Origin of the sequence: Bradyrhizobium diazoefficiens (assembly GCF_016616235.1) — a bacterium.
In the GTDB taxonomy this organism is placed as follows: Bacteria; Pseudomonadota; Alphaproteobacteria; order Rhizobiales; family Xanthobacteraceae; genus Bradyrhizobium; species Bradyrhizobium diazoefficiens_H.
Map to the genome: position 1 here is coordinate 2,881,694 of NZ_CP067100.1, position 18,425 is coordinate 2,900,118.

At 65.3% G+C, this 18,425-nt stretch carries 18 protein-coding genes; 7 read left to right on the plus strand and 11 right to left on the minus strand.

Annotation, left to right across the window (positions count from 1 at the left end; translation table 11 throughout):
* Together JJB99_RS13625 and gspM are read left to right on the plus strand one after the other, a co-directional pair.
* Positions 1-1,038 carry a PilN domain-containing protein gene (locus tag JJB99_RS13625; RefSeq protein WP_200499230.1) on the plus strand — a complete coding sequence of 346 codons (1,038 nt, stop codon included), beginning with the start codon at positions 1-3 and terminating at the stop codon, positions 1,036-1,038.
* Positions 1,035-1,628 (plus strand): type II secretion system protein GspM, encoded by a 594-nt coding sequence (gene gspM, locus JJB99_RS13630; RefSeq protein WP_200499231.1) that lies wholly within the window; start codon positions 1,035-1,037, stop codon positions 1,626-1,628. Before JJB99_RS13625 ends, gspM begins: the two co-directional genes overlap by 4 nt.
* Positions 1,629-1,807: 179 nt before the next feature.
* On the opposite strand, the gene JJB99_RS36245 is transcribed toward gspM, so the two are convergent.
* On the minus strand, positions 1,808-3,931 hold the full coding sequence (locus tag JJB99_RS36245; protein WP_246775239.1) for an autotransporter outer membrane beta-barrel domain-containing protein: 2,124 nt from the start codon (positions 3,929-3,931) through the stop codon (positions 1,808-1,810).
* A 67-nt stretch (positions 3,932-3,998) separates the two neighbouring features.
* On the opposite strand from JJB99_RS36245, the gene JJB99_RS36250 reads away from it, so the two are divergent.
* Complete coding sequence (locus tag JJB99_RS36250; protein WP_246775240.1) at positions 3,999-4,328, plus strand: hypothetical protein; 330 nt, start codon at positions 3,999-4,001, stop codon at positions 4,326-4,328.
* Here the strand turns inward: JJB99_RS36250 and JJB99_RS36255 are convergent.
* On the minus strand, positions 4,294-5,421 hold the full coding sequence (locus tag JJB99_RS36255) for an autotransporter-associated beta strand repeat-containing protein (RefSeq protein WP_246775241.1): 1,128 nt from the start codon (positions 5,419-5,421) through the stop codon (positions 4,294-4,296). The two genes, JJB99_RS36250 and JJB99_RS36255, sit on opposite strands and share 35 nt — an antisense overlap.
* Before the next feature lie 337 nt (positions 5,422-5,758).
* Here JJB99_RS36255 and JJB99_RS13640 point away from each other — a divergent pair, with 337 nt between their 5' ends.
* Positions 5,759-6,469: a hypothetical protein gene (locus JJB99_RS13640; RefSeq protein WP_200499232.1), complete on the plus strand. Its 711-nt coding sequence runs from the start codon at positions 5,759-5,761 to the stop codon at positions 6,467-6,469.
* Between the two features lie 3 nt (positions 6,470-6,472).
* On the opposite strand, the gene rffA is transcribed toward JJB99_RS13640, so the two are convergent.
* Together rffA and JJB99_RS36945 are read right to left on the minus strand one after the other, a co-directional pair.
* Entirely contained in the window at positions 6,473-7,486 is a 1,014-nt protein-coding gene (rffA, locus tag JJB99_RS13645; RefSeq protein WP_433995787.1) for a dTDP-4-amino-4,6-dideoxygalactose transaminase, read from the minus strand.
* A gap of 3 nt (positions 7,487-7,489) precedes the next feature.
* Positions 7,490-7,615, minus strand: coding sequence for a hypothetical protein (locus JJB99_RS36945; RefSeq protein ID WP_433995769.1), 126 nt, complete (start codon positions 7,613-7,615; stop codon positions 7,490-7,492).
* A 126-nt stretch (positions 7,616-7,741) separates the two neighbouring features.
* Here JJB99_RS36945 and JJB99_RS13650 point away from each other — a divergent pair, with 126 nt between their 5' ends.
* On the plus strand, positions 7,742-9,322 hold the full coding sequence (locus tag JJB99_RS13650) for a lipopolysaccharide biosynthesis protein (RefSeq protein ID WP_200499233.1): 1,581 nt from the start codon (positions 7,742-7,744) through the stop codon (positions 9,320-9,322).
* Between the two features lie 55 nt (positions 9,323-9,377).
* Here JJB99_RS13650 and JJB99_RS13655 read toward each other — a convergent pair whose 3' ends face one another.
* Positions 9,378-10,319 (minus strand): LysR family transcriptional regulator, encoded by a 942-nt coding sequence (locus tag JJB99_RS13655; RefSeq protein WP_200499234.1) that lies wholly within the window; start codon positions 10,317-10,319, stop codon positions 9,378-9,380.
* A 126-nt stretch (positions 10,320-10,445) separates the two neighbouring features.
* Here JJB99_RS13655 and JJB99_RS13660 point away from each other — a divergent pair, with 126 nt between their 5' ends.
* Both JJB99_RS13660 and JJB99_RS13665 read left to right on the plus strand, forming a co-directional pair.
* A complete protein-coding gene (locus JJB99_RS13660) occupies positions 10,446-11,426 on the plus strand; it encodes a Bug family tripartite tricarboxylate transporter substrate binding protein (protein ID WP_200499235.1) in 981 nt (326 codons plus the stop codon).
* 95 nt (positions 11,427-11,521) lie between these two features.
* The gene (locus JJB99_RS13665) at positions 11,522-12,214 is read left to right on the plus strand and encodes a dienelactone hydrolase family protein (protein WP_200499236.1); all 693 of its coding nucleotides are present in this window, start codon (positions 11,522-11,524) and stop codon (positions 12,212-12,214) included.
* A gap of 28 nt (positions 12,215-12,242) precedes the next feature.
* Here the strand turns inward: JJB99_RS13665 and JJB99_RS13670 are convergent, their stop codons facing one another.
* The 6 genes from JJB99_RS13670 to JJB99_RS13695 all read right to left on the minus strand — a co-directional run bounded on the left by JJB99_RS13670 (position 12,243) and on the right by JJB99_RS13695 (position 18,414).
* Positions 12,243-13,451, minus strand: a complete 1,209-nt coding sequence (locus JJB99_RS13670) for a glycosyltransferase (protein WP_200499237.1) — start codon at positions 13,449-13,451, stop codon at positions 12,243-12,245.
* Positions 13,448-14,215 carry a class I SAM-dependent DNA methyltransferase gene (locus tag JJB99_RS13675; RefSeq protein WP_200499238.1) on the minus strand — a complete coding sequence of 256 codons (768 nt, stop codon included), beginning with the start codon at positions 14,213-14,215 and terminating at the stop codon, positions 13,448-13,450. Before JJB99_RS13675 ends, JJB99_RS13670 begins: the two co-directional genes overlap by 4 nt.
* On the minus strand, positions 14,212-15,345 hold the full coding sequence (locus JJB99_RS13680) for a DegT/DnrJ/EryC1/StrS family aminotransferase (RefSeq protein ID WP_246775243.1): 1,134 nt from the start codon (positions 15,343-15,345) through the stop codon (positions 14,212-14,214). Before JJB99_RS13680 ends, JJB99_RS13675 begins: the two co-directional genes overlap by 4 nt.
* Before the next feature lie 8 nt (positions 15,346-15,353).
* A complete protein-coding gene (locus JJB99_RS13685; RefSeq protein ID WP_200499239.1) occupies positions 15,354-15,800 on the minus strand; it encodes a cupin domain-containing protein in 447 nt (148 codons plus the stop codon).
* Positions 15,801-15,926: 126 nt separating this feature from the next.
* The gene (locus JJB99_RS13690; protein ID WP_200499240.1) at positions 15,927-17,105 is read right to left on the minus strand and encodes a CgeB family protein; all 1,179 of its coding nucleotides are present in this window, start codon (positions 17,103-17,105) and stop codon (positions 15,927-15,929) included.
* Positions 17,106-17,109: 4 nt separating this feature from the next.
* Positions 17,110-18,414 (minus strand): hypothetical protein, encoded by a 1,305-nt coding sequence (locus tag JJB99_RS13695; protein ID WP_200499241.1) that lies wholly within the window; start codon positions 18,412-18,414, stop codon positions 17,110-17,112.
* Between the last annotated feature and the right edge of the window lie 11 nt (positions 18,415-18,425).

The window sequence follows — 18,425 nt, forward strand, 5'->3', positions numbered from 1 at the left end:
ATGAGTTCGCTCGATTCTGTTCGCGCCATTCTCGATACCTGGACCGGCACCGTGGCCGGCACGGCGGTTGCCGGCCTCGAGCGGATGGTGTCGCCGCGCGTGGTGCGGCTGGTCGAGACCGAGAGCGGCACCTTTGCGCTGGAGACGGCAAAGCCGGAGAACGTTCCGAAGGAGATCGCGTTCGAGGACGGCAAGTTCGCAAGTCCCAACCTGGCGCAGATCGTCCGCGGCAGCCGGGTCGAGATCGTGCTGCGGAGGGCGCGCTTCCTGTTCCGTCCGCTGGAGCTGCCGGCGCGCGCCGCCGATTTCCTCGAGGGTATCGTGCGGGCGCAGATCGATCGGCTGACACCGTGGAGCGCGAGCGATGCCGTGTTCGGGTGCAGCGCCCCGGTGCCGCATGGCAGCGAGAGCATCACCACCGAGATCGCCGCCGCACCGCGCAAGTTGGCGATGAGCTATGTCGAGGCGGTCTCCCCCTTCCATCCGGCCGCGATCGCGGTCGCGACTGAGACCGCCGAGGGCGGCCGCATCAAGGTGTTCGAGCAGAGGTCGCGCGGCGCGATCGATCCGGCCCGGCTGAGCCGGACGCTGCAACTGGTGCTCGCCGTCGCCGCCGTCGCCGCGGTGATCGGGTCGGTGACCGCGGGTTATCTCGCCGACAGCCTCAGCGCGCAGGAGAGCAAGCTCGAGCGGCAGATCACCCAGCGCCGCGCCGCGCTGCGTGGCGCCGACGGCGGCGAGCGTTCGCCGCTCGCATTGCTCGAACGCCGCAAATACGAGACGCCGGCGAGCGTGATCGTGCTGGAATCGCTGAGCCGTCTGCTGCCGGACCACACCTATGTCACCGAGCTGCATCTGGCCGGCAACAAGCTCCAGATCGGCGGCATCACCCGCGATGCGCCCTCGCTGATCCCGCTGATCGAGCAGTCCCAGCATTTCACCCGCGCCACCTTCTACGCCCCGACGACGCGCAGTTCGTCAGATCCCGGCGAGCGCTTCCACATCGAGGCGCAGATCGAGCCGAGGAACGTGCCATGAGCAGCACCATCAGCAGCGCCAAGGTCGCGAGCGGAAACGCGGTGACGCGGGCGCTCGGAAGCTCGCCGTTGATCGCGGTCACGCTCTATGTCGCGGTTGCCGGCGGGCTGCTGCTGATGGCGGGGCTGTCGATCGCCGACGTCTTCGCTCACCGCCAGGCGCTGGCGCAGACCTCCGACCTGCTCGACCAGCTGCGCGGCCGCAAGGGCGGCGCGAAGAATGCTGCGGCAGCCTTGGCCGAGCATCCCGGCACGCCGTTCCTGGAAGGGCCGACCGTGACGGTCGCGGGCGCCAATCTGTTGCAGCGGGTTGCGGCCGCCGTCGCCAATGTCGGCGGCTCGGTGCAGTCCTCGCAGGTGGACGTCTCGGGCGCTCAGGCGAAGGACGGCTTCGTCGGTCTCGTCGTGAGCTGCGAGCTCGACCAGCCGGCGCTGCAGAAGCTGCTCTACGACCTCGAAGCCGGCATGCCGTTCCTGTATGTCGATCAGCTCGACGTCCAGGTGCCGCAGACGACTGCGCTGAACGAGGCCGGCACCGGCCGCGTCAGGGTGATCCTGGGCGTGTCCGGGCAGTGGCAGGCCGGAAAATAGGGCTCAAGGCTTTTGTTGAGACGCGTTTTCTTGACGCGAACCGGCAACCACTTCGCTCGAAAACGCCTCTAAAGCGCGATGAGATCGAGATGAATCGTCATCGCGCTTTAGGTTGTTGTTTGAGCATGATCTTTTCGGAAAACAGCTTCGTACTTTTCCGGATCATGCTTTAGATCTTCTCACCAGCTGTATTTCAACACGCCCTTGCCGGAATAGCTGGTAACGTTGCCGGAGAACTCGCCGTCGAAGGTGCCGGCGATCGAGAAGCCGCTCAGCCATTTCATCTCGGCACTGGCGCTGAGAAGCGCGGAATCGGCATCGGCCTGGGCGCCGTTCACGACGAAGCTGGTGCCCGGCAGGGTCTGGAACAATGCGGTCACGGCGCGGCTCGGATTGTAGTCGTGCGCCCAGGCGGCGCGGCCGCGCAAGGTCAGCACGCCGTCCTGCACCGCATAGGATTTGTCGGTGCGCAGGCCGAGTTCGGAGCGGGTGTCGGTGAGCGACTGCGAGGCGTAGTTCAGCGCGAACAGGCCGCCGCCATTGAGACTGAGTTCGGAATAGTTCGGCAGGTTGAAGTTGGTCGCCTGCGCAGCCGCATAAGGTGTGATGCCGATCCAGCGTGTCGCGAAGCGATAGCCGCCCTCGAAGCGGGCCGAGAAGGTATCGGCCTTGAAGCGGCCCTGGAGCTGGTCGAAGCCGCCGGCCGGCACGGTGCGGTTCGTGGTGACGTCGTGCCAGCCATAGGCGAGTGCGGCCGAGAGGTAGGCCGGCCCGAAATTGTGCCGGCCATAGACGCCGGCCTGGAACAGGTCGGCCGAACCCGCGCCCATCGCATTGGCGAGCGAGTAGTTCAGCCCGCCGCCGCCGAGCGCGAAGCCGACCAGCGTGTCCACTGAAAGCCTGTAGTCGGCGCCGGCGGCGCCGCCCCAGACCCGCGCAGTCAAATCCTGCGAGCCGATCGCCGCATTGCCGCCGACTTGGGCCGAGCCGCCATAGCCTGCCGCCCAGACGCTCCAGCGGCTGCTCAGCTGCGACGCCAGCAGCTGCGGCACCTTGGTCGCCATCGCATAGGCCTCGCGCTCGCGCGCATTGGCGGGCCGCATCGCGGCATAGCCGGCCGCATCATCGCCCTCAGCGAATTGCGCGACGCTGCCCGCCTTGGCGAAACCGCCCGAGCGGCCGATGATGGTCGGATCGAGCATCAGATTGAGGAACTGGCCGTCGGCGTTGATCGCGGACTGGATGATGCCCGTGCCGAGCTCGCCCGAGGCGGTGGTCAGCCCTGCCGGCGTCAGCGCGGCGAAGGCCGCGGGAATGCCGCCGGTGGTGTTGAAGAAATTGGTCAGCGTGTTCGCAACGTTCTGCTGATTGGTGTTCAGGCCGCCGCCGCTCGGCGTGAAGTTGACGCCGATGTTGAGGAAGACATCGTTGGCATCGTAGCTCAGCGTCGCGTTCAGCGCCGGCACGTTGGAGACGACGGCCGGATTGAAGGTGGTGCCGCCGAGGCCGCCGGTCGCGGTCAGGATCGTGTACTGCTTCTTGACCGTGCCGGAGCTGAAGGTCGCGCTCACTGTCGCGCCGCCGAGCGTGGCTGCGCCCGCGACGCTCGCGAGGCTGGCGCTGGTGGAGGAGACCTGCACCAGATAGGTCGAGGCCGCAGTGAAGCTCAGGGGGCCATTGATTGCCAGCGTTCCGATCGCACCCGCGCTGCCCGGCGCGAGCGTGCCGCCGCTCACGGTGACACTGCCGACGCTGCCGGAGCCGGCCAGCGTGCCGCCGGCATTGACGGTGGACGCGCTGGTGATCGAGCCGTTCACCTCCAGCCTGCCGCCGTTCACGGTGGTCGCGCCACTGTAGGTGTTGGCGCCGGAGAGGATCTCCGTGCCGCCGGCCATGGTGAGTCCGCCGCCCGCGTCGCCGTCGCTGATGACGCCGGCGAAGGTGCCGTTGCCGTTGGTGATGGTCAGCGTGTTGGCGCCGAGATTGACGTTGCCCGAGCCGGACAGCGATTTGATCGCGGTGCCGGCACTCAGGCCCGCGATGTCGAAGACGCCGTTGGCGATGACGTTGCTCGAGGTCGCGATGCTGCCGTCGCTACCGCCGAAATTGATCAGGTCGAGCTCGCCGCCGCTCGCGATCGTCGTGGTGCCGGTATAGGTGTTGATGCCGGCGAGCTGCTGGGTGGCGCCGTTTGCGATCAGCAGATTGCCGCCGGTGCCGCCGCCGATGCCGCCGTCCTGGATCACGCCCGAGAACACGCTGCCGTGGGTGATGGTGAGCGTTTTCGATCCGAGTGCGACCACTCCAAATGCGAAGGGATCATAAAGCCCGCCGACCGACGCGCCCGCGTTTGTTTGCGAAATGTCCAGCGTGGCGCGTCCGAAGCCGGGCGCAAAGGTGACGGACAGCGGACAGCGAATTTGCGATCGAGCCGTTGCCCTTCAACGCCAACGTGGCGCCGCCCTGGATCACCGTCGGATTGAGATAGGTGTTGATGCCAGACAGTGTCTGGGTTCCGCCACTGATTTCGATCCCGCCGCGCCCTGTATCGAACCTGCGAACTCGGTCGAACCGCTGGTGATGTTAAGCCTGTGGGAGCCGAGCTGTACGACGCCGCTCGAACTGCCGGCCAGTGTGGTGATGAACGAATCGAGCGGCGGCGAGGTCAAGCCGGAATGTCGAACGTCGCATTCACCGTGACGACACTGGAACTCGAGATGCTGCCGCTTCCCGACAGCGCAAGCGTTCCGGCCGAGATCGTCGTCGCGCCGGTGTAGCTGTTGGTGCCGGTCAGCGTCAGCGTGCCGGTGCCGACCTTGGTCAGGCCGCCGCCGGCGCCGGAGATCACGCCATCGACCTGGGTCGAGGTGTCGAGGCTGCCGGTGGTGAGCGTCTTGGCGCCAAGCACGTAGTTGCCGGCGCCCTCGATCGAGCCGGCCGTCGTGCCGGTGCTGGATAGGCCCGAAATGTCGAAGACGCCGCCGGCATTGGTGATGAAGCGCGCGCCGGCGGCGGTCGCGGAGCCGGTGAAGCTCGTGGTGCCGCCGTTCTCCGTGGTGATGGTGGAGCTGCCGGCGCTGGCCGAACCGGAGAAGACCAGCGCGCCGCTGTTGGAGATCGTCGCCGCGCCAGCGGTGGACGAGATGTTGAACGTCAGGAAGCCGGTCGCGCTGTTGGTGATGACAGACCCGTTCGCCGAGCTCGTGTCGTTGAAGTTGATCACGGCGTTGTTGAGGATCGTGGCGGTTCCCGCGTTGCTGCTCCCGTTGAACTCGATGTCGCCGCCGCCGATGGCGCCATTGGTGATGTTAGCCGAGCCGGCGGTGCTGGTGTCGTTGAAGCTCATGGCGCCGCCGCTGACGCTGTACGTCACGACATTGCTGCCGCCGCTGGCGCTGCTCGAATTCAGGAACACCATGCTGGAGCCGGCGACGAATGTCTGGACGTTGGTCGAATTGTTGGAGATGCCGGCGCCGTTGATCACGAAGATGTCGTTGACGTTGAACGTGTAGGCCTGCGCATTGGGTGCGGCCGTGAACACCACGGCGCCGACATTGACGAAACCGTTGCTGTCGACTGTGGCCGGGCCGGAATTGGTGAAGGTTGCGGTGCCGTCAGGAACGGCCGGGGTCGAGGTCCAGTTCGTGCCGTCCGTCCACTCGCTGGAGGTGCTGCCGGTCCAGGTGCCGTCGACGGCATGCGCGGCGACAACGCCGAGCGCGGTGGTCGCGAGCAGGGTCGCCACCGAGTGACGGAGCAGGGAGCCCACCTGTAGCTGATCCTTCCGTGCCATTGTCGATCCAGCCATCGGTCGTCTCAAATCGGAAAAAGAAATCGTCGCAACCATGCAACCTGCGCGAGCCGCGTGGCGGCGCGCCCACGCCACAATCTCATGGCGCCACGGCGTCTCGCAATGAACGGCGATTGAATTGCTCCTTCTTCCTGCCTGTTCCCTAAGCAATTTCGGCGATCGCGACCATTGGGCAACATTTTCATGCATCGCAACATATGCAGGGATCGCGATATGGCGCCTTCAGCGCCGTCGAGGCGGGTTGATGGTCGGGCGCTTCAAGCCTAGTTTGCTGCGAATGGCCTGCCGCGCGCCGGCGGCAACGAATCAAGGGAAGTCGATGTCCGCCTGGCTTCGAGCGATGGGATTGGCTGCGCTGTGCGCGGTGCTGGGCATTGCCGCGACCTCGGCCGCGACCTCCTCGCGCATGGATATCCTGTCCGACGAGGCCGCGGCCAGCCCCGCCGAAAGCGTCGATGTCGGCGCGGTGCGGCCGCTCGCGCGCCCGGCGCAGCCGGTCAGCAAACCCGTCCCCCGCGGCAATCCGCTTTGGGCGGTGCCGTTTTCGGCGCTGACGGTGACCCAGGAGCGCCCGATCTTCTCGGCCTCGCGCCGGCCGCCGCCGCGCGCGGTTGCCGCCTCTCCGGTCGAGGAGGTGACGGCGCCGCCGCCGCCCAAGCCGGCCGAGGCGCCGCCGCCGCTGTTGCTGGTCGGGGCCGTGGTGGGTGAGGGCGATGCGATCGCGATCCTCGTCAACCGCACCGACCAGAAGGTGGTGCGCCTGCGCCAGGGCGACACGCTGGGCGGCTGGTCGCTGACCTCGGTGCAGCCGCGCGAGGTGACGTTCAAGCAGGGCGAGCGCAGCGAGATTTTGGCGCTCCAGAAGCCGGACGGAACGCCGGCGGCTGCCCCCGGAGCCAACAAGCCCGTGGCCGGTGCCATGCCGCCCGATGCCGGCGGCACGCTGACGATGCCGGCCACAACCGATACGTCCTTCGCGCCCTTCGTGCCGCGCTCCACGCCGAAGAACGGCGAGTCCGACGGGCTGTAAGAATTATCTCCCGAGGATCGCGCCGAGTGTGTCGCAGACCCGCTGCTGCTGCGCTTCTGTGAGTCCGATCCAGAACGGCAGCCGGATCAGGCGCTCGGAGAGTTCGGTGGTGCGGGCGAGATCGCTATGGGTGCGGCCGAACCGCATTCCGGCTGGCGCGGAATGCAGCGGCACGTAGTGAAACACCGCCTGGATCTCCGCCGCCCGCAGCTTGCCAAGCACGTCGTCGCGCTTCGTCCCTTGCGGCAGCAGCACGTAATAGAGATGGCCGTTGTGCGTGCAATGGCCGGGCACGATGGGCCGGCGCAGCAGCCCGCGCTGCTCGAGCGGCGCCAGCATGGCGTGGTACCTGTCCCAGATCGCGAGCCGCTCGCGCGTGATGCGCTCGGCGTCCTCCAACTGGGCCCACAGGAAGGCGGCGGTCAGATTGCTCGGCAGCAGCGACGAGCCGACGTCCTGCCAGGTGTATTTGTCGACCTCGCCGCGGAAGAAGCGGCCGCGATCGGTGCCCTTCTCGCGAATGATCTCGGCGCGAAGGCTGAGGGCGGGATCGTTCACCAGCAGCGCGCCACCCTCGCCCGACATGATGTTCTTGGTCTCGTGGAACGAGAAGCTGCCGAGGTCGCCGATGGCGCCGAGCGGCGTGCCCTTGTAGCTCGCCATGATGCCCTGCGCCGCGTCCTCGACGACGCGCAAATCATGGCGCCTCGCGATCGACAGAATCGGATCCATCTCGCAGGCGATGCCGGCATAGTGCACCGGCGCGATCGCGCGGGTGCGCGAGGTGACGGCCGCCTCGACCTCGCGCTCGTCGAGATTGAGCGTGTCCTCGCGGATGCCGACGAAGACGGGAATCGCGCCGCGCAGCACGAAGGCGTTGGCCGTCGAGACGAAAGTGAAGGAGGGCATGATGACCTCATCACCGCTTCTGAGGTCGAGCAGGATCGCGGCGAGGTCGAGCGCGGAGGTGCAGGAGTGCGTCAGCAGCGCCCTGGCAGAACCGGTGCGTTGCTCCAGCCATTAGTGGCAGCGCCGCGTAAAGGCGCCGTCGCCCGACAAGATATGGCTGTTCAGGGCCTGCCCGATATAGGCCTGCTCCTTGCCTGTGACATGGGGCCGGTTGAAGGGGATGAATTCGGATGCCATTGCCTAAGCTGTCTAACCGCCTTAAGACGCGCCTTCAACGTCCAATCCGATGGCGTCAAACTGGCGGCTTTCGGTGCGGGAATCAACCGGCGATGGCGCGCCGGGCCTTGCCGGGAAGGATGCGGCTTGACCGACACGCAAATTGACGCGCCAGGTGAGACCGAGGGATCGGGCGGATCCGGCGGCGTCGGCCGCGCCCGCCGACTGCTTCAGGGCTGGTCCGCAAACCTCGTCCAGATGATGCTGGGCCTGACCCAGCAGCTCTTGCTGATTCCGGCCTTCCTGCACGTTTGGAGTGGCGAGATGCTTGCGGCGTGGCTCGCGATCTACGCGGCCGGCGGCTTGATTGTCGTGGCGGATGCCGGATTGCAGCTCCGCGCCATCAACCGTTTCCTCGCCTTCAAGTCCTCTACCGACTGCGACGGGCGCACGGCCAGTTTCTACCGCTCCATGCTGCGGATCTATCTCGCCATTGTCGCGGTGCTCGGCATCCTCCTCTGCGCGGCGATCTATCTTGCCCCGCCATCGGATGTGCTCGGCTTCCACGCCATGCCGACATTCGATGCGGCGATGCTGGTGATGACGCTCGGCATGCTCTTGACGTTGCCGGCCAACCTCGCCTCCGGCCTCTATCGCGTGCGCGGCCATTACGGCCGCACCGTCTGGCAGCAGAATGCTGCGCTGCTGCTCGGCCAGATCGCGCAGGTCATGGCGCTCGCGATGTTCGGCAGCCTGCTGTCAATTGCGATCGCGTTCGTCTCGATGCAACTGCTGTTCACCGTGTTCATGGTCGCGTACGATGCGCCACGCCTGTTTCCTTTTTTGCGCCGCGCCGGCAGGCCGCCGCTCAACCTGCCGTCCTGGCGCTGGTGCATCGGGCAGCTTTTGCGCGCGTTCCCGTTCGCGGTCGCCAACATCACCGAGCTTGCGCTCATCAACGTGCCGGTCCTGCTGGTTTCCGCGCTGGTCACGAACCGCGTCGCGGTGGCGCAATGGGGCCTGACGCGCGTGATCGCGAGCCTCGTGCGCGGGCTCTGTCTCCAAGCGGCCTTGCCGCTAGCCCCCGAGCTCGGTCACGACTACGCCATCGGCGACAAGGAGAGGCTGCGGCGGCTCTACGCGCAGGGCTCGGTGTTCGTGACGGCGCTCGCCTGCCTGATCGTCGGCGGCCTGTTGCCGTTCTGGCCCGAATTCTTCGCGCTGTGGACCCACGGCACCATTCCCTATGACGGGCCGCTCACGGTGACGCTGCTGCTCGGCTCCGCCGCGGTCGCGCCGTCGCTGCTCGCGCTCGTCTTTGCCAATCACAGCAATCGCGGCGAGCTCCTGATCCGCACCAAGGGACTGCAGCTCGTCGTCTTCCTGGCGCTGTCCTTCGCATTGGTCCCGCGGCTTGGTCCGCTCGGCGCGGCGCTCGCCGTCGTCGCAAGCGACGTCTTGGTCCAGTTCGGCTTGCTGGCGCGCGTCATCATGGAGCAGACCTTACGTCACCCGCTGCGGCATCTCGCATGCCTGGCGCTCGCCGCCGTCGCCATCGTGGCTGCGGGCTGGCTGACCGGCCTCGCGATCACCTCGCTCATGCCGGGGAGCGGGCTCGTGCATTTCGTGCTCGCATGCACGATCTGGCTGGCGGTGGTCGGCGTGCTGGCAAGCCCGCTGCTGAGCCGGGCGCTGCGCCTGCGCCTCAAGGCGATGATCCCTGCGTAAGGCTCGCGCTCACAACCGGCGATGTCGTCAGACGCACAAGCAGACTTACCGTATGTCACTTGCGTTTCGCTGTTGGGTTTGCGAGCTCACGGGCGCCGTCAATGACGAGCTGTGCGACCGGGCTGACGGCGCGATCCTTAACGGTGACGATCCCATTTGGTCGACGTGCGGCCGGTAGTTTGACGGACAAGACCTTTAGCGCCGAGCCCCTCGTGAGAAATTTCAGGGCGGAAGCCGGGAAAACCGTGATGAACCGCCCTGTCTCCAGCAGGCTGACCCGCATATGGGGGGAATCAGTGACCACCGTTGCGCGTGGATACTCGATTCCGCCCGCGCGAAAGGCTTGCGTGACGATCGATCCGATCACGCTCTCGCGCGGTGGAAGGACCCAATGCTCCTCGGCCAGATCGGAGAGCTGGATGTTGCGCCGCCGTGCCCATGCATTTTTTGCACCTACCGCCACGACATAATGGTCTTCATAGAGAAATTCGAAATGCAGCCGCTCGTCAGCAATCGGGCCGCTGCTCCGCATGATCAGCAGGTCGACCTTGCGCTCGCTCAGGTCGCGGTACAATGTCTCCATGTAGCCGGCCACGAGCTGAAATCTGATCCGTGGATGACGCCGGGAGAGCCGATCCACGAGAGCGGAAACAAAGCTCGCGGCCAGAAAGGCCGTGCTTCCAATCCGCACTTCTCCGGCGGTGGGATCGGCCAGAAATTCGATGCTCTTCACGCCCCGGCGCAGTTCGTCGAAAACGGCGGCGCCGCAGTCGAGCAGGGCGCGCCCGCACTCGGTCGGCTCGATTCCGCGCCGGTGGCGATCCAACAAGCGGACGCCGAATGCAAGCTCGAGCTCCGCGATCGATCGCGAAATATTCGGCTGGGTGGTGTTGAGCATGACCGCCGCCTTGCCCATGCTGCCGGCCTGCACCACCGCCATCAGCACATGCAGGTCCTGCAGCTTCATTCGTTTGCCGATGCGATCGCTCAGCTGCATGCGAGCACCCATGTCTGTTTTGAGATGATCTCATCAGATAATAGCCTTATGCGCTTATGATGGCATCAACTATCCTCGCTGGGTGAAGAGAGCCGGCGCAAGCGCAGGTACGACGGAACAAAGCCCATGCCCCACTCCCGACGCCGATTTCTGCGCCTTGCAATGGGAGTGACCGCCCCAGCTCTGCTGTCGGGCCTCGCTTGTGCGGACACTTACCCTTCGCGCCCGGTACGGATCGTGGTCGGCTTCGCCGCGGGCGGCCCAAATGACATCCTTGCGCGACTGATCGGGCAGTGGTGCGCGGAGCGGCTTGGCCAGCCATTTGTCGTGGAAAACCGTCCCGGAGCGGGAAGCAATATCGCCACTGATGCGGTCGTGCATGCGCCTCCGGACGGCTACACTCTGCTGCTGGTCGGTTCACCCAACGCGATCAATGCGACGCTTTACGAAAATCTCGATTTCAATTTCCTGCGGGATATTGCGCCAGTCGCCAGCCTGACCCGTGGCGCCCTGGTGATGACGATACATCCATCGGTTCCGGCGCATACAATTCCAGAGTTCATCGCCTATGCCAAAGCCAATCCCGGCAGACTTTCCTATGGCTCGGGCGGTGTAGGCGGGATCACCCACATCGCCGCGGAACTGTTCAAGCAGGAGGCTGGTGGGCTCGATCTTCAGCATGTGCCCTATCGAGGCGTGGCGCCCGCGATCACGGATCTGCTCGGCGGACAGGTGCAGGTCGTCTTTGCGAACGTGGCGACATCGATCGGGTACATCGGCAGCGGCAAGCTGCGCGCGCTCGGGATCACGACGACGGCGCGATCCGAAGCGCTGCCAGATGTGCCAACCATCGGCGAATTCGTGCCCGGTTACGAGGCGAGTTCGGTGTTCGGCCTCGGCGCGCCCAAACACACGCCAACCGAGACGATCGATCGGCTCAACAAGGAGGCTAACGCCGCATTGGCCGATTCTACATTCAAGATGCACCTCCGTAGCCTCGATGCGACGGGACTGGCCGGCTCGCCTGCCGATTTCGGCGGGATCATGGCCAGTGAAACCCAGAAGTGGGCAAAAGTGATCGGCCTCGCGAAGATCCGACTGGAGTAGCGCGACGAGGCTGCAGACGGCCGCAGCCTCCATGCCGCCTATCCCAGCAAAAACCCGACGTTGGCCTCTATCTCAGATCAAGTGTTGGATTGGACATGCAGGGGAGGTTCAGCAAGATTTGCGCGAAAAGCGGCGGCGCGTTCGATTGCTATCTGGTCACGCCCGAGTCTGAAAAGCCCATTGCTGCCGTTGTGATTGCTTCCGCCATTCATGGCGTGGATACCGACATGCGCGCAATCGCCGACGAGCTGGCTGCCTGCGGCTTCATCGCCGCGGTGCCAGATTTGTTCTGGCGTTCGATCGCCGGCCCGCTGCCGCGGAACGACGCGCGCGCGGCTCAGCGTGCGCAGCCGCGCCTTGAGCACATCAAGGCCGGCGAAGACGATATGAGCGATACCTTGAGGCATCTCGGCACGATCCCGCAGTTCAATGGTCTGGCGGCGCTCATGGGGTTTTGCTACGGCGGTCCGTACGCGATCCTCGGGCCGAAGCGACTAGGCTATGCCGCCGGCATCTGCTGCCACGGATCTCAGATGCTGGACTACGTTGACGAGCTGGTCGGCGTTCGCCAGCAAGTCTGCTTCATTTGGGGCGACGCGGACAATCGCGCGCCGGTCGAGGTGCTGGACGCGTATCGCGGTTTAGCGGCGTCGATGGACAATGTTGAAGTGCACATATTTCCCGGCGTGCTCCACGGATACATGATGCGGGGAAGCCCGTCCTTCGATCAGGCAGCATATGATTTTTCGATGAAGCGCGCCGGAGAGATTCTCGAAGGTCTTGAGTAGGCAGCTTGGTGAAAGCGCCTGGCTCGAGCTAGCGCGGTATCAGAGCCAGCCTGTGCTTCAGCCGTACCAGGTCAAGGGCGAATTGCTCGCGGCCGGCTTCGGTCTCCTTTGCGAACTGCTCGAGCCGCGCCTGACCGGCCGCGCGCAGCCGCTCGCGCGTGCCGTCGGTGCGGAGGCTGACAATCGCATCCGCGAGCGAGCGCGGATCGTCATAGTCGAACAGGATTGCGGCATCGCCGGCCTGGGCCTTGAAGGCTTCGGGGTAGATCACGGGCGTGCCGACCGCCCAGGCTTCCAGCGGCGGCAGATTGGTCGGGCCGAAATAGCTCGGCATCACCAGCGCGGAAGCGCCGCGGTAGAGCGCGGCGAGCTCGGCCGACTCGACGAAGCCGATGATCGAGATCTGATCGGACAATCCGTAGCTCCGGATCGCCGCGTCGATCTTGTCGCGACCGCTGCGATTGGAGCCGCACAGCACCAGCCGTTCGGTGATGCCCTGCTCGCGCAGCAGGGCCAGCGCGGCGAGCAGCGTGACGTGGTTCTTGTGCGGCCAGAATTGCGCCGGATAGAACAGGTAGCCCGGGTTGAGCTCGTATTTCGCCAGCACGGCCGCATCAGCCGCTGCATCGGGCGCGGATTTCGCGACATAGGTCGAAGGCGAGAACGGGATGCAGATCGCGCGCTCCCGTTCCATGGCATAGCGACGGCAGAGATCGTCGATCAACTCGGGCGCATTGACGATCACCGCGACCGCCTTGGTGCTGGCAAGGCGAAACAGGATCTCGCGGCGCTCGAATTCGCCGAAGGTGCGGACCTCCGGAAACTCCGGCGCATCGCGATGGCAGCCGTCGAAGATGGTGATGATGAAGGGCAGCTCGTACAGCAGCAAATGCCGCTTCGAGGTCGAGGTGAAATGCACGACGTCGATGCCGTCGCGGATCAGCGCGCGCTCGAACGGCGATTTCAGCTCCAGCGCGATCTGGAGGAGATCGTAGGGGCCGCAATATTTCAGGAATAAGAAGAAGTGGTCGAAGAACCCGAACTTGCGCAGGCGACCTTCGATGCCGAACTCCTTCAGGATCGCCAGGGTCTTCGGGTAGGGCGAGTACACCACGATCTCGTTGCCAGATTGCGCGGCCCATTCGCGCAGCCAGAGCAGGTCGTTGAGCGGCTGTTGGAACCCGCCGCCGAGTTCGAGCGCCTGCTCCAGCATCACGGCAAGCCGCAACGGTCTCACGGCACGACGCTCTTTCGGGCCACCGCGTAGGCTGCCCAATTCTTCAAATTCGGCGCGTCCTGTGTCAGCCAGGCGGCGTGAGCGGCAGGCTGGAAGCCGCTCGCGGCAAGCGCCGCGTCGATCTCGAATGGAAACCAATAGCGCATATGGTGCGCTTCATCGACCCTGCGGATGGTGGCGTTCTTCGTGTCCTCGCAGAACAGTGTGTAGTTCACGGTGACGGCCGCAGCCCGCTCGTCATGGTCGGATTGCGCGATGCGGGTCAGGCGGAGCGGCGCCTGCTCGATCACTTTGACGCGGGTCTCGACGCCCTGTGCCAGCACGGCGCCGCCATACCAATAGTCGAACAAGAACACGCCATCAGGCTTCAGCGCGGCATAAGCGGTGCGGAACATCGCCACCAGCGCATCGCGGCTGGTCTGGTAGCTCGCGACGTGGAACAGCGACACCACCGCATCGAAATCGCGTTCGGGGCCGGTCTCGCACGCGTCGCCCTGCCGGAACGGAATCGAGAGTCCGGCCTTTGCGGCGCGCGCCTTCGCGCTCGCGATCATCTCGTGGCTGAGATCGATGCCCGCAACGCTCCACCCGTTGCGGGCGAAAGCGAGCGCGTGCAGGCCGGTGCCGCAGCCGAGATCGAGCAGCTTGCCGGAGGCAACGCCGCAATCGCGCAGGCGCGCTTCGACGAACGCCGTCTCCGCCGCGTAATCCTTGTCCTGATAGAGGAGGTCATACCAGGGCGCGTAGTCGGCGAAGACAGTCACGCCAAAATCTCCTGCAGCGCCTGCGCCGAGCGCGCGATCTCGTCGTCGGTCAGGGCAAGGCCGCTCGGCAGGTAAAAACCGCGCCGGGCGATGTATTCCGCGTTCGGATGGCTTTCGCCGCGCATCAGGCCCATCCGGCGCAGCACCGGCTGCTCGTGCATGCACCAGAAGAACGGCCGCGTCCCGATGCCCTTCGCAGCCAGGCGGCGCATCGCCTCCTTGGCGTCGAACGCCACGTCGTCGTTCAGCACGACGCCGTAGACCCAGTAGATGTTGTCCGCGTAGCTGGTCCGTGCCACCGGGCGGCGGATGCTGTTGAGGCCGCCGAGATGCTCGTCATAGAGCCGGCCGATGCGGCGCTTGAGCTCGACCATGCGCGGCAGGCGCTCGACCTGGGCGACGCCGAGCGCCGCCTGAAGGTTGGTCATGCGCGCGTTCCAGCCGAGTTCCTCGTGGACGAAACGCTGCTGCGGCTGGAAGCAGAGGTTGCGATAGCCTTGCAGGCGATCGGCGAGCGCGTCGTCGTCGGTGAGGATCATGCCGCCTTCACCGGTCGTGACGTGCTTGTTGGGATAGAAGCTGAAAGTCGAGAGGTCGCCGAAGCTGCCGCAGGGTTTGCCGCGATAGGTCTGGCCGTGCATCTCGGCGGCATCCTCAATCACTTTCAGATCGTGCTTGCGCGCCAGCGCCATGATCGGATCGAGATCGACCGGCAGGCCGTAGATGTGAACCAGCATGATCGCGCGCGTGCGCGGCGTGATCGCGGCTTCCACGCGCTCGGCGGTCATGTTCCAGGTGGCGGCATCGCAGTCGACCCCGACGGGCACGAGGCCGGCGCGCACGATCGCGGCGGCACAGCTGATGATGGTGAAGGTCGGAATGATGACCTCGGAGCCTTGCTCGAGTCCGAGGGCATGAACGGCGATGTCGAGCGCGACCGAGCCGTTGGTCACGGCGATGCCGTGGCGCCGCCCCGCTGCCTCGGCCATCGCCTGCTCGAAGCGCTTGATGAACGGTCCTTCCGACGAGATCCATCCGGTGCGAACGCATTCGGCGAGATAGTCGGCCTCGTTGCCGTCGAGCAGCGGCGTGTTGACGGGAATGAACGGGGCGCTCACAGGCGTGCTCACCAACGTGCTCACAGACCTGGGCCCTTGATCCGGATTTCGGACGGCGCGGCTTCGGGGAAGCGGGTCTTGTCGTTCTCGCCGGAATAGGGACCCTGCTTGACCTCGAACATCTCGAGTGGCTCGAGCACCTGGAAGCCGTGGGCGCCGCTGCACAACAGGATCAGGTCGCCCGCGCCGAGCACGCGGCTTTCGAGATATTTTTCCTCGACGGTGTAGAAATCGACCTGGAGCTTGCCCTTCTGAATCAAGAGAACTTCCTGGGTGTAGTGCACCTCCCGCGTCACCTTGTTGTGGCGATGCGGCTCGATGCTCTTGCCCTTCGGATGGCTCATGAAGGCGAGTTGCTGCGACAGTTCCGGCGTCGAAAAGAAATGGATACCCGGCTCGCGGAACGAGGCGCGCACGATGATCGCGTAGAGCTGGTCGCCGAATCGAACATGTTCGACGTGTTCCATCCTGAGCCTCGACAAAAACCGCTGTGATTAGAGTGAGATAGCTATCCCGCCGTGCACTTTGGCCATTTTGGCAAGGACCGTCAAGGGCGGACGGAATTTGACAATCGTAGCGCCGCCAGTGCGGATTTAGCTGACGTGGCTGAGGATCTCTTCGACACGCCGGCGGAAGGTGTGGGCGGCAAATGTCCTGGCCTGTCCCGCCCTTGCAATGGACAGACGCGCCGTATCATCGGCGAGATACCGATCGATCATGGCAAGGCAGTCCTCGATGGTGCGCCACGCAGCAACCTCGCGGTCGGGCGCGAACAGCGTGTGCAGATTGTCCTTGAAGTCGGTGAGCAGGAATGCGCCGACGCCGGTCGCTTCGAACAGGCGGGCATTGCCGGCCTCGCGGCCGGCCATGTCGATATGCGAATTGAGCGTGACGCGCGAAGCGCGCAGCGCCTGGTACATCTCCACGCCCCACACCTCGCCCTGATAGCAGCGGTGGAGCGGCGAGGAGGCGGGAAGACTTTGCAGCCCGCTGCCGAACAGTTTGAGATCGTAGCGCCGCGCCACCGCCTCGAGCTGTGCGACGCGGAGCTGGTGATCCGCCGAGACGGCGCCGACGAAGGTCACGTCGAAATTTTGCGACGGCTGCGGCGGCAGCACATCGAGGATCCCGGGCTCGAAGGCGAGATGGACCACTCCGGCGCGCACCCCGTGCGAACGGAAAAACTCCACCACAGCGCCCATCTGCGAGATCATGAGGTCGTAGACCGACCAGTCCTCGCCGCGCGAGGGCGAGATGCCGACCTGGCCGACCAGGATCGGGCGGCCGATTTGCTTGATCCGCCGCGCCAGGCGCGTGTCGACGTGAAACAGGTCCTGGTTGAGGACGAGATCGGGTTTGAAGTCCTCGATCTGCGCCAGCAGGATCTTTTCAGCTTCCGCGTCGAGCCGCGGGCTGAGCCCGACCTTGCGCGCGAGCGGCCGCAGCACCGGCTTGAACGGCGCGACCGCGCGTTGCAGCCAGCCTGGAACGGCGTCGCGCGCAGCGGGGGCGCCTGATGGCGGCGGCTCCGTGACGGCAACGCCGTGCTCGCGTGCCCAGGCCGTCCGCATCCAGGGATTGTTGACGTGGATGTCGGCGGCGACGTGCGAGAGGCCGGCGAAATTGCGCGAGTAGAAATCGGCCACGCCGAACAGGCTGGCATTCCGCGACGCCATTTGCGCGGCATAAGGCTCATTCTCGAGCCCGGGCCGCCGCCGGTAGAGCCAGGACAGGAAGCGCGGATAGTCGGCGTTGAGGATCAGGATGCGCACGGCGTCACGGCTTCGGTTCGAACAGGCTGCGCGGCGTCACGTACCAGAGCAGGAACAGGATGGCGATGCCATGGGTGAGCATGGCGACCGACAGCGGCACGTTGAGCAGAACATGCGGCAGCACGCCTGATGACATCAGGACAAAGCGAGGCGAAAGCCCGGCCGACGCGCGGTTGCCAAGCGCCAGCACAAGGCCCGATGCGAGCGCGGTCAGGGGCGCCAGATAGAGGCCGACGGAGGCGACGCCTTCAGTCGCGAACAGCGACGCATTGAGGTTGCCGAAGCCGTAGGTGTTCTGCATCACCACCGCCAGCGGCTCCTCGTAGGGGCAATGCATCAGCGGCTTGAGCGCGGAGATCTGGCAGAACCAGGTCAGCGGATGGCTTGCGAAGAAATGGTTGTAGATGTCGAGCGCGCTCGACGCCGTCGCCATCATCCGGATGTTCACGATGTCGAAATATCGGCCGAGGGTGCTGTTGAGGGCGGCGCCCGTCACGGCCATTATGACGAGACCGATCAGCATCGGCACCAAGATCGATGTGATCACCGAGGCTCTCGCCTGCAGCAGGCGCGACAGCACGGCCAGCGCGATCAGCCAGGCCGGCGTGAAGAACGCGAACTTCGTCAGCGTGATCGGGTAGAAGAACAGCAGCAGGACCAGCACCAGTACGGCGCGCCAGCGCTGGCCGAGCAGCCAGTAGCAGGCAAAGGCGAACGGCAGCAGGATGCTGGAAGCCCAGCCCGTGAGATACCGCACTGCCCCCGGGAATTCGAGCGTGTCGCGGTAGTCGTAGATGTGCGCGATCGAGACCAGGCGGAAATTGTAGGTGGCGGCCACGGCGATGGTGCCGATCGAGACCACCAGGATCAGCGTGAGCAGATGCTCGAAGCGGGCATTCGACAATGTGACGAGCTGCGGGAACGGCGCTCGGACGAACAGCACGGGCAGCAGGAAGAGCACCAGCGACAACGCCGCCGAAAGTCCGGCGAGCAATCGCGGGTAGCTGTATTCGGAGAAGACGTCGATCCACAGAAAGCCCAGGATCATCGTGTAGAAGTAGAAGCCGATAAAATAGCCGAAGCTGAAGCGCGCCGCGGCGAACAGCAGCGAGACCACGGAGAAAGCAACTGCGACTGCAACCGCGATCGAGAGGCGCTCGACGCTGAAGTGGATATAGGGCTCGAAGGCCGCAGCCTTGATCAGCGACAGGCACGCGACGGCGCTGTGCAGCAGCACCAGGACCGTCAGCGCGGCTTTCGAATCCAGCCGCAGCCGCAGGTTCTGGATGATGCCGGACGGTGCGCTCATGGCGGATGGGC